Origin of the sequence: Pantoea sp. BS_8 (genome assembly GCF_041954965.1) — a bacterium.
In the GTDB taxonomy this organism is placed as follows: Bacteria; Pseudomonadota; Gammaproteobacteria; order Enterobacterales; family Enterobacteriaceae; genus Pantoea; species Pantoea stewartii.
The window spans coordinates 38,300-52,573 of the sequence record NZ_JAVAXU010000013.1 but is presented as its reverse complement, the minus strand read 5'-3'; the positions used below and the strand labels follow the sequence as shown (position 1 = coordinate 52,573).

Sequence of the window (14,274 nt, the reverse complement as noted above, 5' to 3'; positions counted from 1 at the left end):
AAACGCTTTACGCCCACTCTCTGTTGCCTGTATGTGCGTTTCAGTCGGTGGTCTGTAAAACCATCCCCGGCAGTTTACGCCAGTAGCCATTGCAGTCCCGGTTTTTCTCGATCGCTAACGGGGCCTGACCCGCTTCGTTGTCGCGAAAACGGTCAACAAGGCTTAAGGTTTCCTCGCTTTGTGGTGAAAGTCGCACGATATCGACACAGTTGTGCATGCTTACCAGATCATTGCCCAGGTTGTAACAGTAGCCACTCAGCGTCTGAATACCGTTCAGAACGAAAACCTGTTGTTGCTCCTGCGAAAGCACCCTGCGTCCGTTCGGATAATGACGGCAGCAGGTTTCGCAGTCATCTTTAGCACGATTCTCCGAGCGGGCCGTAAAGCATCGCGCTGACAGGGCTAGCGGTAAATGCCCATAGCCCAGCACCTCCACTTCAAACTGTTCGCGAATACCGCGCGTTTCGCACTGCGCCAGCAGAGTTAACAACCAGTCTCGTGGCATTTCAACGGGCAGGCACCAGCGCGTCATACCTTCTTTCACCAGCAGATGTAAGGTGTCAGCGTTATAAACGTTCAGGGTAGGACCGGCGACAAAGGGCAGCTTGCGCTCCGCCGCCATATTGACCGCCCCCATGTCGTTGGCCTCGATAAGAAACTCGCCATTTTCGACATAACGCTGTAACTCTTTCAGTTCGGATGGGGATTGCAGCAGCGCCAGCGTGCTCACGACAACCTGCTTGCCGCTGGCAGCCAGCTCACGCGCTAAATCCATCCAGGCGGCAAACGAGGTTGCGCGGCGCTTGCTGCATACGGTTTCGCCCAGGTAAATGATGTCGGCACTGCTTTGGGCGGCGAGGTGGTAAAAGTATTGCAGTGTGTCGCCAGGCCAGTACCACAGCACCGGGCCAAGGGAATATTTCATGCTGTCTCCTTATTGCCAGTCACGATGGTAAGCACCTAACGTGGTTTGCGTTCCTTCAGACAGCGCCCCTAATGTCTGCATCCATTTCTCGCTGACATCAAAGCTATCCGGCGCGGCCTGACAGCGATTGATCGCCTGACGCCAGACGCGCGCCACCTCAGAAATATAGGCGGGGCTGCGTTGACGGCCTTCAATCTTCACTGAGGCAATGCCCGCCCGCAGCAGCTCAGGCAGCAGTTCCAGGGTATTCAGGCTGGTGGGCTCTTCCAGCACGTGGTAGCGCTGTTCGTCAATCTCGTAACGCCCTTTACACAGGGTGGGATAACCCGCGCTTTCATCCGCACCGTAACGGTCAACCAATACGTCATTCAGGCGCACCTCCATCCCGGCAGGCGTTTGCTGCCAGCGCACAAACTTCGCTGGCGAGCAGGCGCCTTTGCTGTTTGGCGATTCCCCTGTGAGCCAGGAGGACAGGTAGCAGCGACCTTCGGCCATAATACACAGGCTGCCAAAGGCAAATACTTCCAGCGGGACTGGCGTACTGCGCGCCAGTTGTTTTACCTGATGGAGGGATAAAACACGGGGCAGCACTACGCGATGCAAAGTGAAATGACGGTGATAAAAACGGATGGCTTCCAGATTGGTGGCCGAGGCCTGAACGGACAAGTGTCGCGCTATGTGTGGATAGCGTTCGCGGGCATAGGCCAGCGTGGCGATATCGGCCAGTATCAGCGCATCCGCTCCACAGTCCGCCGCCACATCAATGGCCCGCTGCCAGCGATGCACGCTATCAGGGTGTGCAAAGGTATTAATGGCAACGTGCAGTTTGCGACGATGCTGATGTAAATAACAGGCTGCTTCACGTAATTTCTTATCCGTAAAGTTTAGCCCGGCAAAATGACGCGCATTGGTATCGTCTTTTAGCCCGACATAGACCGCATCGGCCCCATTCTCAACGGCGGCGCGCAGGGCTGGCAGGCTCCCGGCCGGACACAGCAACTCCATACCCAATCCTCTCGACATACAGATGGAGCCCGAGTCTAGTCATGCCGCGTTGCGCAAATCTTGATTTGGGGCAGTGAAAGCCATTTTGATGCGTGAGGCTGGCGTATTTTTAATCGGTCAGCTGTTGGTTTTATTGATCTCACCGACAGCGATAACCGGTGTCTGTGGCAATATAGCTAAAATTTTTTTTAACAGGAGTGACGAGCGTGCTTCAGCGGTTTTCAGCCAGTTTAGTGAAAAATGGCCCTAAAATTATTGGTTTACCGGCGAAGATTGCCCCGTTTACCTTGAAGAAGCCCCTCTTGCAGCAACTCTTAAACTGGCAATTTCGTCATGTTTTGGCTGAAGGTGAGTTAGACTTCCTTCAGGGACGCTTTTTAGGCATTGAGATCCTTGATATGCATCTCACCTGGATGACCACGCTAGAGGATGGCCAACTGAAGGTGTTGCAGCATGCCGAAGCAGATGTCTGGTTCCGGGGCAATGCCAATGATTTGTTGCTGGTAGCCGCGCGTAAAGCGGATCCTGATATGCTTTTCTTTCAGCGTCGATTGCTGATTGAAGGGGATACTGAACTGGGACTGGAGGTTAAGAACGTAATGGATGCAATAGAACTCGACACCATGCCCGTAGGGTTACGTACCGCCATTCAGCACATGGCTGCGATTGTGGAAACAACGATGCAACAGGACGCGAACGCCGCACAGGCACGCGCAGGTGTTTCATGTTAATACGAACGGAAATTGGCGTTGACGCCGCCGGAATTGATGCACTGCTGCGACGTTGTTTCCCTACATCGGCCGAGGCGGAACTGACACAGGCACTGCGCGAAGATGGCCTGTTAACGCTTGGCGTCGTGGCAACCGATGATGAAGGACAAGTGCTGGGTTATGCTGCCTTTAGTCCGGTCACGATGCAGGGCGAGGATCGCGGCTGGGTCGGCCTTGCGCCGCTGGCCGTTGATGAACCTTTACGGGGGCAGGGCATTGCGAAACGCCTCATTTACGAAGGTCTGGATACGCTCAATGAGTTTGGTTACAGCGCGGTAGTCGTACTTGGCGAGCCTGCGCTGTTTCATCCGCTGGGATTTGAACCTGCGGCGCGCCGGGGATTGCACTGTCGCTGGCCGGACAGTGAAGCCGCTTTCCAGGTTTACCGTCTGGCCGATAATGCCTTTGACGACGCGGAAGGGCGCATTGAGTATGCAGCTCCCTTTAACGCACTGCGCTAAGCCAGGTTTCGAGACTCTGCGGTTGCTCGGCAACCAGTTGCAGTTTGCGTTGCCGGGGAAGTTGTTTGACCTGATATTCCAGCCTGGATGCCTGCGCGCGGTCACCTGCCGCGCAGGCATAAACCAGCGCCAGTGGGCCTTTTCCGCGCAGGGCCCGGGCTCCACGACCACACTCATGTTGCGCAAGGCGGCGCGTGACGTCGGTCGTGATGCCGGTATATAACAGACCGGCGGCCGTTTTTATCAGGTAAAGTTGCCAGTGCTGACTCATAATCTGTCCCAGAAATGCCTGCCCGGCAGTGTAACGCGCTTCCCCATCGTGCGCTATCCGTTGCCCTTATCCGGAGTTGATTGTGTCTGATCTTTCCCATCTTATTCGCTACCTTAAGAAGCAACATGTCCTGTCACTGTGCTGCAGTGCCGGAAATGAACTGTGGTGTGCAAACTGTTACTACGTGTTTGATGAGGCACGTATGGCATTCTGGCTGATGACGGAACCGGATACACGCCATGGCCTTCTGGCCAGCAAAAATCCTCACGTGGCCGGAACGATCAATGGACAGCCGAAAACGGTCTTACTGATAAAAGGGGTGCAGTATCGTGGACGCATCAGGCAACTGTGTGAGGAGGAGGCGGTTGAAGCACGCCATGCCTATCAGCGCCGTTTCCCGATGTCACGCAGCGTGTCTGCACCGCTGTGGGAAATCACGCTCGATGAGCTGAAAATGACCGATAACGCGCTGGGATTTGGCAAAAAGATTGCCTGGCTGCGGGAAGAGTAGTGCGCCCTGATCCCTGACGGAAAAGGGCGCCAACGCGTTACAGCGCTTCCAGAATGCGCAGGGACTCACGGTTAAAAGCAGGCAGGTCAGCCGGGGTGCGGCTGGTTACCAGCTTGTCACTGTCCACCACCACTTCTTCATCGCGGAAATCAGCCCCGGCATTAATCAGGTCGACCGCAATGGCTTTTACGCTGGTCATTTTTCGGCCGCGGACACCATTGGCACTGATCAGCAACTGTGGCCCGTGGCAGATCGCAAACACCGGTTTGCCGCTTGCCACGAAGTCTTTGGTGAAAGCGACGAAGCGGTCGTCGCCGCGCAGGGCGTCAGGTGAATGGCCGCCAGGCAGCAGTAGCGCGTCAAACTCAGCCGCACTGACATCGTCGATGCTGCGGTCAATCTTCACTTCCGCATCACCCTGTTTGCCTTTAACGGTTTTACCCGCCTGCTCCTCAATGGTCACCACCTCGTAGCCAGCACGTTTATACACTTCCGCTGGCGAGGTAAACTCAGAGTCTTCAAATTCATCGGTGATCAATACCGCAATTTTGGTGCTCATCTTTACCCTCCTGTAGGCATGTTAGGCGCTTAATGCGCTATCCTGATACGCATTAAGCCTGGCTGCCGACATCAGGAAAGCAAGCCAGACGGCGCACATTGACCAGATTTTGCACGGCTGGTGATGAAACAGGGACAATTCTGAGATGAATCGCGTATTAGTGACCGGCGCAACCGGATTAGTCGGGTCATATCTGCTGCGTTTACTGGTTGATGATCCTCGCATCGATGAGATTATCGCTCCGACGCGCCGCGCGTTGCCTGTTATGAACAAGGTGATCAATCCGGTTGAGGACGATCTGACCGATGTGCTTCAGCCCCTGGATGGGCCACTGACCACGGTATTTTGCTGTCTGGGCACCACGCGCAAACAGGCAGGCAGTAAAGCGGCCTTTATTCATGTGGATTACACGCTGGTGGTGGACACCGCCTTGAATGGCTTACGACTGGGCGCCACGCAGATGCTGGTGGTGAGTGCGCACGGCGCGCATCGCCATTCGCCCTTTTTATACAGCCGCGTAAAAGGTGAGATGGAGAATACGCTGCGCCACCAGAACTGGGCACGCCTGGTTTTCGTCCGGCCATCTTTATTGCTCGGTGAAAGAAAAGAGAAACGCCGCGGAGAAAGCCTGATGGCACCGTTGTTTTCCTGGTTGCCCGGCAACTGGCGTGCAGTGTCAGCACAGGATGTGGCCCGCTGTCTGCATCAGCAGGCCTTCATGGATAAAGCCGGCGTCACCCTCATTGAATCCGGGGCGATTCCCCGCTCTTCAGCGTAAATACCAGATGTGCTGATTACGACTGCCGCGCCATAAGAGGGTGGCGTCTTTTTCGGCCTCTTCAAAGCGCCCGTCGATCAGAACGTCAATCCAGGGCAGCACTTCACGCTGCGCGGACGTCAGTGACGCCATTTCATAGCCGGTCCATAGCCAGATATCTTTGCCCGGGCAGGTCTGTTTGACGCGTTTCACCAGACGACGAATATGCGGCACATTCTGTGGATGCAGGGGATCGCCGCCGCTTAACGATAAGCCCTGTCGTGGGATGCGCGTGTCGTTCAGATCGGCCAGCAGTTGTTCTTCCATCGCCAGGGTAAACGGCACCCCGGAATCCAGCCGCCAGGTACGTTGATTGTAACAGCCGCGGCACTGGTGCTCGCAGCCAGAGACAAACAGCGTACAGCGGGTGCCGGGGCCGTTCACGATATCGACATCGTAGTAACGATGGATGCGCATCATTCCAGCTGGCCGCTAGTAAGATGTTTCACCCGACGCTGCACTTCCTGTTGTTTTCCCGCATTAAACGGGCGCGCGTCCGGACTGCCCAGATAGCCACAAACCCGCCGTGTGACTGAAACCCGTGCAGGATCGTGATTGCCGCAGTTCGGGCAGGTAAATCCGCGGCTGGTACAGGTGAATTCCCCGTTGAAGCCACAGTCGTAACATTCGTCAATTGGCGTGTTGGTGCCGTAGTAAGGCACGCGGTCGTAGCTGTAATCCCAGACGTCTTCCAGCGCCTTAAGGTTGTGCTGCACATTGGGATATTCGCCGTAGCAGATAAAACCGCCATTGGAGAGTGGCGGATAGGGAGCTTCAAAATCGATTTTTTCGTAAGGATTCACCTTCTTCTCAACGTCCAGATGGAAGCTGTTGGTGTAATAACCTTTGTCGGTCACGCCTTTTACCACACCAAATTCAGCCGCATCCAGACGGCAGAAACGGTCACATAAGTTTTCGCTGGGTGTACTGTAGAGGCTAAAGCCATAGCCTGTTTCCGCTTTCCAGGCGTCGGTCGCCGCGCGCAGACGTGCCACGATGGCCACGCCTTTGGCGCGCAGGGCTGCATCATCAAAAGGATGGACTGAGGCGCCGCTCAGCGCATTCAGTGTTTCGTGCAAGCCGATGAAACCGAGAGACAAGGAGGCGCGGCCATTGCGGAAAATCGAACCCACCTCATCGTCTGCCTGCAAACGCACGCCGCAGGCACCTTCCATATAAAGAATGGGCGCAACCCGGGCTTTGGTTTTTTCCAGCCGGGCAACACGCGTCATCAATGCCCGTTTCGCCAGCATCAGCCTGTCATCCAGTAACGCCCAGAAACGCGCCTCATCACCCCGTGCTTCCAGCGCGATACGTGGCAGATTCAGACTGATGACGCCGATATTGTTGCGCCCTTCATGAATCTGCTCGCCATTTTCTTCGTAAACGCCCAGAAAACTGCGACAGCCCATCGGCGTTTTAAAGGAGCCGGTAACCTTAACAACCTGATCATAGTTGAGAATATCGGGATACATTCGTTTGCTGGCACAGGCCAGCGCCAGTTGCTTAATGTCATAGTTCACATCGCCCGGACGACGGTTAACGCCTTCCCGAATCGCAAACACCAGCTTCGGGAAGACGGCCGTTTTGCGATTTTTACCCAGTCCTGCCAGGCGGTTACGCAAGATGGATGTCTGCACCAGACGGGCGGCCCAGCTTGTCCCCAACCCGAACCCAAACGTGACAAACGGTGTCTGACCATTTGCCGTATGCAGCGTGTTCACCTCATATTCCAGCGACTGAAAGGCGTCATAACACTCTTTTTCGGTACGCTGGCGGGCATAGGCTTCCGCCTGCGGGATATCCCAGTGCTGCGCTACCTCTTTATGCCGGGCAAAACTTTTTTCAACATAGGGTGCCAGCACCTCGTCAATTCGATTCAGCGTGGTTCCGCCATAGATATGGCTGGCAACCTGGGCAATGATTTGTGCGGTCACTGCAGTGGCGGTAGCAATCGACCTGGGCGGCTCGATCTCCGCGTTACCCATTTTAAAACCGTTGGTCAGCATGCCTTTCAGATCGATCAGCATGCAGTTAAACATGGGGAAGAAAGGCGAGTAATCAAGATCGTGATAATGGATCTCGCCGCGCTCATGCGCCTGAACCACATCACGAGGCAGGATTTGCTGCTGGGCGTAATGTTTCGCCACAATCCCGGCCAGCAAATCGCGTTGGGTCGGGATCACTTTGCTGTCTTTATTGGCATTTTCATGAAGCAGGGCGGCATTGGTCTGATCGACCAGGCCACGGATGGCATGATGCAGCTGGCTGCGGCGTTCGCGCTCGACGTCACGATCGTGACGATAGGCAATATAAGCCCGTGCCAGTTGTGGATAAGGTCCGGCCATCAGCGTCTCTTCCACCGCACACTGAATATCCTGAATGTCGACGTCCTGACGATCCACCAGTTGTGCGCTAACCTGTCCGGCTACCGCGTCGCACCATGCGGCATCGTCGACGTTCGCTGCCCGCGCAGCCGCCATAACGGCCGCTGCGATACGTTGTGCATCAAAGCTTACGCGGCATCCGTCGCGCTTTATCACCACCGTTGCCATGCTCTCTCCGTTAACTACATATAGGTGTTGTTTCGGATTTTAGGCTCAACATGTAGTGACTGCAGCGAATTAATTCGTCTCGTTTTGACCTGAAACAAAGAAGCCGTAAACACGCGCAGAAAATCAGCACGACAAAAAAATCGCCCCGGGGTCGCCTTTTCGGACGGACTGATTTGATTAGCCACGCAAAATGACATTACTCTGGTGACCGACCTTTTTTGCCATCGACTTGCAGGGTACCGTGCCAATGTCGCTACGCCGAAATGTGCTTATCTGTTGTTGTGCTTTGTCCTTTTCTGCCGCAGCGGACACGTTGCCGTTAATGCCATGGCCACAGCAGGTAGAGCAACCTGCCAACGCAGGCTGGCTGACGTTGACGCCACAGCTCACCTTGCGCATCGAGGGGGACAGGTTACCCGGTGCCGAAACGCGCTGGTTGTCACGCATTGCCCGACAAACCGGCTGGCCTTTACTGCCCATCGATCAGACTGTGACTCCGCCTACGATTCGCGTGCAGATTGCAACGGTCACCGATCCCATTCCACAGCCAGACAGCGATGAAAGCTACCAGCTTAACGTCAACAGTGATGGTGTTCTGCTACGGGCTACTACCCGTTTTGGCGCGATGCGCGGCATGGAAACACTGCTGCAACTAATTGAAAACACGCCCGAAGGCACCCGCATTCCCTGGGTGACGATCCAGGATAAACCGCGCTTTGCGTGGCGCGGCATCCTGATCGACAGTGCCCGCCATTTCATGCCGGTCAGAACGATTAAGCGGCAGATTGATGGCATTGCGGCGGCACGGATGAACGTGCTGCACTGGCATCTGACGGACGATCAGGGCTGGCGTTTCGCCTCCAGCCGCTATCCTCAGCTACAACAAAACGCCAGCGACGGCCTTTTCTATACCCAGGAAGAGATGCGCGACGTGGTGCAGTACGCGGCGGAACGTGGCGTGCGCGTAGTGCCGGAACTCGATTTTCCCGGACATGCCTCTGCGCTGGCAGTGGCGATGCCGGAACTGATCAGCGCCCCCGGTCCTTATCGGATGGAGCGCGGCTGGGGCGTCTTTAAGCCGCTACTGGATCCCAGTAATGAGCAGGTTTACCAGGTCATTGATGCGCTAATCGGGGAGGTCGCCGCCATTTTTCCCGATCCGTATGTGCATATTGGCGGCGATGAGGTCGATCCCAGCCAGTGGCAGGCATCATCCCGCATTCAGCAATTTATGCACGATCGTGGTCTTGCCGACAGTCACGCGCTTCAGGCGTACTTTAATCAGCGCCTTGAAAAAATTCTGGAAAAACATCAACGACACATGGTGGGCTGGGATGAGATCGCCCATCCGGATCTGCCCCACAGCATTCTGATCCAGTCCTGGCAGGGCCAGGATGCGCTGGGTACCGTCACCAAAAATGGCTATCGCGGCATTCTCTCCACCGGGTTCTATCTGGACCAGCCTCAACCGGCCAGCTATCACTATCGCAATGAAATCTATCCCCAGGGGCTTGAGGGCAAAGATGTCATTCAGCCGGGTGACAAGGCGCAGAGCTGGTCGTTCTCTATGCCGCGGTTAAAAGGCAGTCCGGTGACGGGCAGCTTTACGCTGATTAAAGGTCGTGACGGCTGGCGCGGGTTTATTGATTTCGCGGGTAAGTCGCGCCGTCTGGTGAAAGGGATTGCGTGGCTGGCACCCGATCGTCTGACGTTCGAGGTCGATACGTGGATGGGACCGTTCCAGCCCGTGGTGACGCTGACGGGTAACCAGCTCAGCGGGTATATGCGGGTGGGGAACGTACGCTATGCCACCGAAGGCCGACGCCTTGATGCCGTGCCAGCCGGTATTCAGCCGGTGCTGCCCGATGCGCGGCAGAAGCAGCAAAACCTGCTGGGCGGCGAGGCCGCGCTGTGGGCTGAAAACGTCAACAGCACGATCATTGATACCAAACTCTGGCCGCGCGCTTTTGTGGTGGCCGAACGGTTATGGTCAGCGCAGAACGTCACCGACCCTGACAGCATGTATCAACGGCTGGCGGCGATGGATCGCTGGACAACGATCTCCGTCGGCCTGCAACAGCACGATCAGACGGAACGACAGATGATGCGGCTGGCCAACAGTACCCATATCGAGCCGCTGCGCGTGCTGGCCCAGGCGCTGGAACCGGCACAGTACTATACGCGTCAGCATCTCAAGTTTCAGGCCGGGCATTACAACTACTTTGAACCGCTGAATCGCCTGGCGGACGTCTTACCGGCTGAAAGTGATACCGTCCGGGCGCTGGATAAGCAGGTTGCCCTGCTGATTGAAGACCGGACCGATCCTGCCGCCGCGACGGCGATTCGTGCACAGTTACAACGCTGGCACGAAAATTATTCGCAGGTTCAGCCGCTACTGAATGCCACCCAGCCGCTCCATGCGCTGGCGGGCAGCGCCAGGCAGGTTGATGCACTGAGCGTGATGGGCATGGCGATGGTGGATGCCTATGTACGTAACCAGGCCTTTGGGGCGGGCGAGGTGGCGCAGATGCAGGCGAAGCTGGATGCAGCGGCACAGGTGCAGGATGAGACGGTCATTGCACTCGTACGGCCGCTTGAACGCCTCCTCCATGCTTTCAAATAAGCTGGCGACCTGCGCACAGCAGGCGCGTTGTCAGCGGTTCGCCATCACGGTCACTGACAACAGTAAGTTCCCGGGGATGACTCATCTTGCCGCCTTCCTGCAGCGCGAAGGCCCGGCTTATTTCGCAGAACAGGCAGAGAGAGAAAAGATGCAAAAAATGGTGGGTATCATCCTGCACCATCAACATATGCCGCGCCAAAGCAGGAACTCAGGACGAGGTGGCCGGGCCGCTGACCGAGTGGCGGCGGACTAACGTCGGGCTGAACATATTGGTCACTTCAGGAACGGGCTGGTGGTGAGCCAGCGCCAGCGCCAGTTCGGCGGCTTGCTGCGCCATAGTGACGATGGGATAACGCACCGTCGTCAGGCGCGGGCGAACGTAGCGGGAAACCAGCACGTCATCAAAACCGATCAGGGACATTGCTTCGGGAACCTGTACGCCATTATCGCTTAAGACCGCCAGCGCCCCGGCAGCCATAGAGTCGTTATAGCAGGCTACGGCAGTAAAGTTTCTGCCGCGTCCCAGTAATTCCGTCATCGCCTGCTCGCCGCCGACTTCATCCGGTTCGCCCCAGGCGACCAGCCTGTCATTGCAGGGCAGGCCGTGCTCTTCCAGGGCATCGTAATAGCCCTGCAGGCGGTCTTCCGCATCCGAAATGGTGTGAGTGGAACAGATAAACGCGATATTTTGATGGCCCAGTTGAATCAGATGGCGCGTGGCCAGCCAGGCACCGTAGCGGTCATCAAGCGCAATACAGCGTTGTTCAAACCCCTTTAGCAGGCGATTCACTAATACCATGCCGGGCATCTGCTTCATCAACACTTCCAGCTCGCTGTCGGGGATTTTCTTGGCGTGAACCACCAGCGCCGCGCAGCGATGACGCATCAGTTGTTCGATAGCCTGGCGCTCTTTTTGCTCATTATGGTAACCGTTACCAATCAGCAAAAAGTTGCCTGTCTGGCCTGCCACTTCATCTACTGCTTTCACCATCGCGCCAAAGAACGGGTCGGATACATCGCCCACCACCAGCCCCAGGGTTTCGGTTGACTGCTGTGCCAGCGCCCGTGCATTGGCGTTTGGATGGTACTGGAGCGATTCCATGGCCTGATTCACCGCCTGGCGCGAACTGTCACTGGCCTTAGGCGAATTGTTGATCACGCGGGAAACCGTGGCGACAGAAACACCCGCCAGCCGGGCAACATCCTTAATGGTAGCCATGGGTTTACCTGATTTTGGGGAAACGTTTACACATCGCTCCAGTGTTACGGAAAAGCGCACGTACATCAAGCCAACAGAATGCCAGCAAGGTCGCAAACAGGGCAAAATCAGACGATGGGTGATGCCTTCTGCTACGGTCACAGCCCGTGATATGCTGCTTATCCCAACACCTGCCGAAGCGATGACCATGAAAATAAAAGTGCCACATCTGGCGCACTGGGGCGCCTTTACCGCGGTAAGCGAAAACGACCGTCTCATCGGTTGCGAACCTTTTTTTGCCGACGCCGATCCGTCGCCCATGCTCAACACCATTCCTGAACTGGTCTACTCGGATAAACGCATCCGCCAACCTATGGTGCGGCGTTCGTGGTTAACCTCCCGCGAGAACAGCGATCGCACCTTGCGTGGACGTGAAGATTTTGTCGCCGTTGACTGGGATACGGCGCTGGATCTGGTGGCTGAGGAAAATCGCCGCATTCGTGAACGCTACGGTGCCTCCGGCATTTTTAATGGCTCTTACGGCTGGTCATCGGCAGGGCGCGTCAACCATGCGCGCACGCTGGTACGGCGTTTCTATTTTCAGGGCGGCGGCGGGGTCGATCAGCAAGGCAACTACAGCTGGGGCGCAGCGCAGTTTTTCCTCCCTTATGTCATGGGCACCTACATGCCGCTCACCGGGCGCGTCACCGACTGGCCGCAGGTGGTGGAACACGCCGAGATTTTTGTCGCCTTTGGCGGACTGGCGCTAAAAAATGCCCAGGTGGCTTCCGGCGGTGCAGGTCAGCACAGCCTGAAACCGGCGCTGGAACAGCTGGCCGCGAAAGGCACGCCCGTCATCAACATCAGCCCCATGCGCGACGACTGCCCTGAATTTGTTCGCGCCGACTGGATCCCGATCCGGCCGAATACCGATGTGGCGCTGATGCTGGCCCTCGGTTATGAAATTTATCAGCGCGGTGCGACCGACGAGGATTTCCTTGCCCGTCACTGCACCGGCTGGCCGCAGCTGCGTGCTTATCTGCTGGGCGAAAGCGATGGCATCGCCAAAACGGCGGGCTGGGCGAGCCGGATCACCGCGGTCCCGGCGGAGCGCATTGTGCAACTGGCGCAGCAGCTGATCGGCAAACGCAGTTTTATCACCTGCTCCTACTCTGTCCAGCGTGCTCATCGCGGCGAACAGCCCTACTGGATGATGATCGCGCTGTCCTCCATGCTCGGACAGCCAGGCCTGCCGGGCGCGGGCTTCTCATTTGGTCACGGCTCCATGAACAGCGTGGGCAATCCGCGCCAGGAAGGGCCCGCGCCGATGATGAGTACCGGGCCCAATCCGTCGGGCCTCTCTATTCCCGTGGCGCGCATCAGTGACATGTTGCTTAACCCCGGCCAGCCCTATAGCTTCCAGGGCGAAACCCTGCACTACCCGGACATTCACATGGTGCACTGGGCGGGCGGCAACCCGTTCCACCATCATCAGCAGTTGAACCGGCTGGTGGAAGGCTGGCAAAAGCCGGATACCGTCGTGGTGCAGGATATCGTCTGGACACCGGCCGCACAGATGGCCGATATCGTACTGCCGGCAACCACCACGCTGGAGCGCAATGATATCGGGGGCTCGTCGCGCGATCGCTTTGTGCTGGCGATGCATCAGGCGATTAAACCCCAGCATCAGGCACGTAACGACTTTGATATCTTTGCGGATCTGGCCGAGCGACTGGGCTATCGGGATACCTTCACGGAAGGGCGCAACGAGATGCAGTGGATCGCGCATCTTTACCAACAATGCGCCGTCGCCCATGGTCGTCGCGGCATTGCTTTCCCCGAATTTGAGGCGTTCTGGCAGCGCGGCTTCGTTGAAATCCCCGAAGGCGGTAAACCCTACGTCTTTATGGCGGACTTCCGCGCCGATCCCCTCGCGCATCCGATCCAGACCGCCAGCGGCAAAATTGAGCTGTTCTGCCAGACCATTGCGGATTATCAGCTGGAGGATATGGCCGGTCACCCGGAATGGCGTGAGCCGCGGGAATGGCTGGGAGCGCCGGCAAGTCAGGACTATCCACTGCATATGATCTCCATTCAGCCCTCGGATCGCTTGCACAGTCAGCTGGATGCCACTGCCACCGTGCAGGGCAATAAAACCGCCGGCCATGAAACGCTGTACATGCATCCTGAGGATGCGAACCCGCGCGGCATTGTCGATGGTGATGAGATTGAAGTCAGCAATGCGCGCGGCAGGATTCTGGCTGGGGTGCGTTTAACCGATGGCCTGAAGCAGGGCGTGGTGATCATCTCTACCGGTGCCTGGTTTGATCCCGGCTTTGGCAACGCCTGGCAGCCGTTTGATCGGGCGGGCAATCCGAATGTCTTAACGCTGGATATCGGCACCTCGTCACTGACCCAGGGGCCGAACGCCATGAGTTGCCTCGTGGACATCAAAAAACATGTCGTTTGCACAAATACGTAAGGATCACACGGCTGGTTACATTTTGCAGGTAACTGTTGCGTTTCTGTCGTGGCAGAACGGGATCGCCGCTTGCTACAGTCAGGATCCCAGAGGTATT

At 56.7% G+C, this 14,274-nt stretch carries 14 protein-coding genes; 6 read left to right on the top strand and 8 right to left on the bottom strand.

Going from position 1 to position 14,274, the window contains the following annotated elements:
- Positions 1-40 precede the first annotated feature (40 nt).
- Together RAC65_RS19275 and RAC65_RS19270 are read right to left on the bottom strand one after the other, a co-directional pair.
- Positions 41-925: a U32 family peptidase gene (locus RAC65_RS19275; protein ID WP_375097057.1), complete on the bottom strand. Its 885-nt coding sequence runs from the start codon at positions 923-925 to the stop codon at positions 41-43.
- Positions 926-934: 9 nt separating this feature from the next.
- Positions 935-1,930 carry a peptidase U32 family protein gene (locus RAC65_RS19270; protein ID WP_039338888.1) on the bottom strand — a complete coding sequence of 332 codons (996 nt, stop codon included), beginning with the start codon at positions 1,928-1,930 and terminating at the stop codon, positions 935-937.
- Between the two features lie 206 nt (positions 1,931-2,136).
- Here RAC65_RS19270 and RAC65_RS19265 point away from each other — a divergent pair, with 206 nt between their 5' ends.
- Both RAC65_RS19265 and RAC65_RS19260 read left to right on the top strand, forming a co-directional pair.
- Positions 2,137-2,661, top strand: coding sequence for an SCP2 domain-containing protein (locus tag RAC65_RS19265; protein WP_375097056.1), 525 nt, complete (start codon positions 2,137-2,139; stop codon positions 2,659-2,661).
- Positions 2,655-3,161, top strand: a complete 507-nt coding sequence (locus tag RAC65_RS19260; protein ID WP_033739203.1) for a GNAT family N-acetyltransferase — start codon at positions 2,655-2,657, stop codon at positions 3,159-3,161. Before RAC65_RS19265 ends, RAC65_RS19260 begins: the two co-directional genes overlap by 7 nt.
- Here the strand turns inward: RAC65_RS19260 and RAC65_RS19255 are convergent.
- Positions 3,145-3,432, bottom strand: coding sequence for a GIY-YIG nuclease family protein (locus RAC65_RS19255; protein ID WP_006121775.1), 288 nt, complete (start codon positions 3,430-3,432; stop codon positions 3,145-3,147). The two genes, RAC65_RS19260 and RAC65_RS19255, sit on opposite strands and share 17 nt — an antisense overlap.
- 82 nt (positions 3,433-3,514) lie before the next feature.
- On the opposite strand from RAC65_RS19255, the gene RAC65_RS19250 reads away from it, so the two are divergent.
- Complete coding sequence (locus RAC65_RS19250; RefSeq protein WP_054688234.1) at positions 3,515-3,943, top strand: YhbP family protein; 429 nt, start codon at positions 3,515-3,517, stop codon at positions 3,941-3,943.
- A 37-nt stretch (positions 3,944-3,980) separates the two neighbouring features.
- Here RAC65_RS19250 and RAC65_RS19245 read toward each other — a convergent pair whose 3' ends face one another.
- The gene (locus RAC65_RS19245) at positions 3,981-4,502 is read right to left on the bottom strand and encodes a type 1 glutamine amidotransferase domain-containing protein (protein ID WP_006121777.1); all 522 of its coding nucleotides are present in this window, start codon (positions 4,500-4,502) and stop codon (positions 3,981-3,983) included.
- A gap of 145 nt (positions 4,503-4,647) precedes the next feature.
- Here RAC65_RS19245 and RAC65_RS19240 point away from each other — a divergent pair, with 145 nt between their 5' ends.
- Positions 4,648-5,280 carry an NAD-dependent epimerase/dehydratase family protein gene (locus RAC65_RS19240; RefSeq protein ID WP_110267944.1) on the top strand — a complete coding sequence of 211 codons (633 nt, stop codon included), beginning with the start codon at positions 4,648-4,650 and terminating at the stop codon, positions 5,278-5,280.
- Here the strand turns inward: RAC65_RS19240 and nrdG are convergent.
- Both nrdG and nrdD read right to left on the bottom strand, forming a co-directional pair.
- Positions 5,272-5,739, bottom strand: coding sequence for an anaerobic ribonucleoside-triphosphate reductase-activating protein (gene nrdG / locus RAC65_RS19235; protein ID WP_033739209.1), 468 nt, complete (start codon positions 5,737-5,739; stop codon positions 5,272-5,274). The genes RAC65_RS19240 and nrdG overlap by 9 nt on opposite strands.
- On the bottom strand, positions 5,736-7,874 hold the full coding sequence (gene nrdD / locus RAC65_RS19230; RefSeq protein ID WP_054634593.1) for an anaerobic ribonucleoside-triphosphate reductase: 2,139 nt from the start codon (positions 7,872-7,874) through the stop codon (positions 5,736-5,738). Before nrdD ends, nrdG begins: the two co-directional genes overlap by 4 nt.
- Before the next feature lie 247 nt (positions 7,875-8,121).
- Between nrdD and RAC65_RS19225 the strand changes: the two genes are divergently transcribed.
- Positions 8,122-10,497: a beta-N-acetylhexosaminidase gene (locus RAC65_RS19225; protein WP_375097055.1), complete on the top strand. Its 2,376-nt coding sequence runs from the start codon at positions 8,122-8,124 to the stop codon at positions 10,495-10,497.
- Here RAC65_RS19225 and RAC65_RS19220 read toward each other — a convergent pair.
- Together RAC65_RS19220 and galR are read right to left on the bottom strand one after the other, a co-directional pair.
- Entirely contained in the window at positions 10,490-10,684 is a 195-nt protein-coding gene (locus tag RAC65_RS19220; RefSeq protein WP_375097054.1) for a hypothetical protein, read from the bottom strand. The two genes, RAC65_RS19225 and RAC65_RS19220, sit on opposite strands and share 8 nt — an antisense overlap.
- 21 nt (positions 10,685-10,705) lie before the next feature.
- Complete coding sequence (galR, locus tag RAC65_RS19215) at positions 10,706-11,716, bottom strand: HTH-type transcriptional regulator GalR (protein WP_039338882.1); 1,011 nt, start codon at positions 11,714-11,716, stop codon at positions 10,706-10,708.
- Between the two features lie 187 nt (positions 11,717-11,903).
- On the opposite strand from galR, the gene RAC65_RS19210 reads away from it, so the two are divergent.
- Positions 11,904-14,177 carry a molybdopterin guanine dinucleotide-containing S/N-oxide reductase gene (locus RAC65_RS19210; RefSeq protein ID WP_283788746.1) on the top strand — a complete coding sequence of 758 codons (2,274 nt, stop codon included), beginning with the start codon at positions 11,904-11,906 and terminating at the stop codon, positions 14,175-14,177.
- Positions 14,178-14,274 lie beyond the last annotated feature (97 nt).

Excerpts from the sequence above, each read along its gene's own strand:
- nrdD (WP_054634593.1), bottom strand. The coding sequence starts at position 7,874 with ATGGCAACGGTGGTGATAAAGCGCGACGGATGCCGCGTAAGCTTTGAT.
- nrdG (WP_033739209.1), bottom strand. The coding sequence starts at position 5,739 with ATGATGCGCATCCATCGTTACTACGATGTCGATATCGTGAACGGCCCC.
- RAC65_RS19225 (WP_375097055.1), top strand. The coding sequence starts at position 8,122 with ATGTCGCTACGCCGAAATGTGCTTATCTGTTGTTGTGCTTTGTCCTTT.
- RAC65_RS19240 (WP_110267944.1), top strand. The coding sequence starts at position 4,648 with ATGAATCGCGTATTAGTGACCGGCGCAACCGGATTAGTCGGGTCATAT.
- RAC65_RS19210 (WP_283788746.1), top strand. The coding sequence starts at position 11,904 with ATGAAAATAAAAGTGCCACATCTGGCGCACTGGGGCGCCTTTACCGCG.
- RAC65_RS19245 (WP_006121777.1), bottom strand. The coding sequence starts at position 4,502 with ATGAGCACCAAAATTGCGGTATTGATCACCGATGAATTTGAAGACTCT.
- RAC65_RS19270 (WP_039338888.1), bottom strand. The coding sequence starts at position 1,930 with ATGGAGTTGCTGTGTCCGGCCGGGAGCCTGCCAGCCCTGCGCGCCGCC.
- RAC65_RS19255 (WP_006121775.1), bottom strand. The coding sequence starts at position 3,432 with ATGAGTCAGCACTGGCAACTTTACCTGATAAAAACGGCCGCCGGTCTG.
- RAC65_RS19220 (WP_375097054.1), bottom strand. The coding sequence starts at position 10,684 with ATGTTGATGGTGCAGGATGATACCCACCATTTTTTGCATCTTTTCTCT.
- RAC65_RS19275 (WP_375097057.1), bottom strand. The coding sequence starts at position 925 with ATGAAATATTCCCTTGGCCCGGTGCTGTGGTACTGGCCTGGCGACACA.
- RAC65_RS19260 (WP_033739203.1), top strand. The coding sequence starts at position 2,655 with ATGTTAATACGAACGGAAATTGGCGTTGACGCCGCCGGAATTGATGCA.
- galR (WP_039338882.1), bottom strand. The coding sequence starts at position 11,716 with ATGGCTACCATTAAGGATGTTGCCCGGCTGGCGGGTGTTTCTGTCGCC.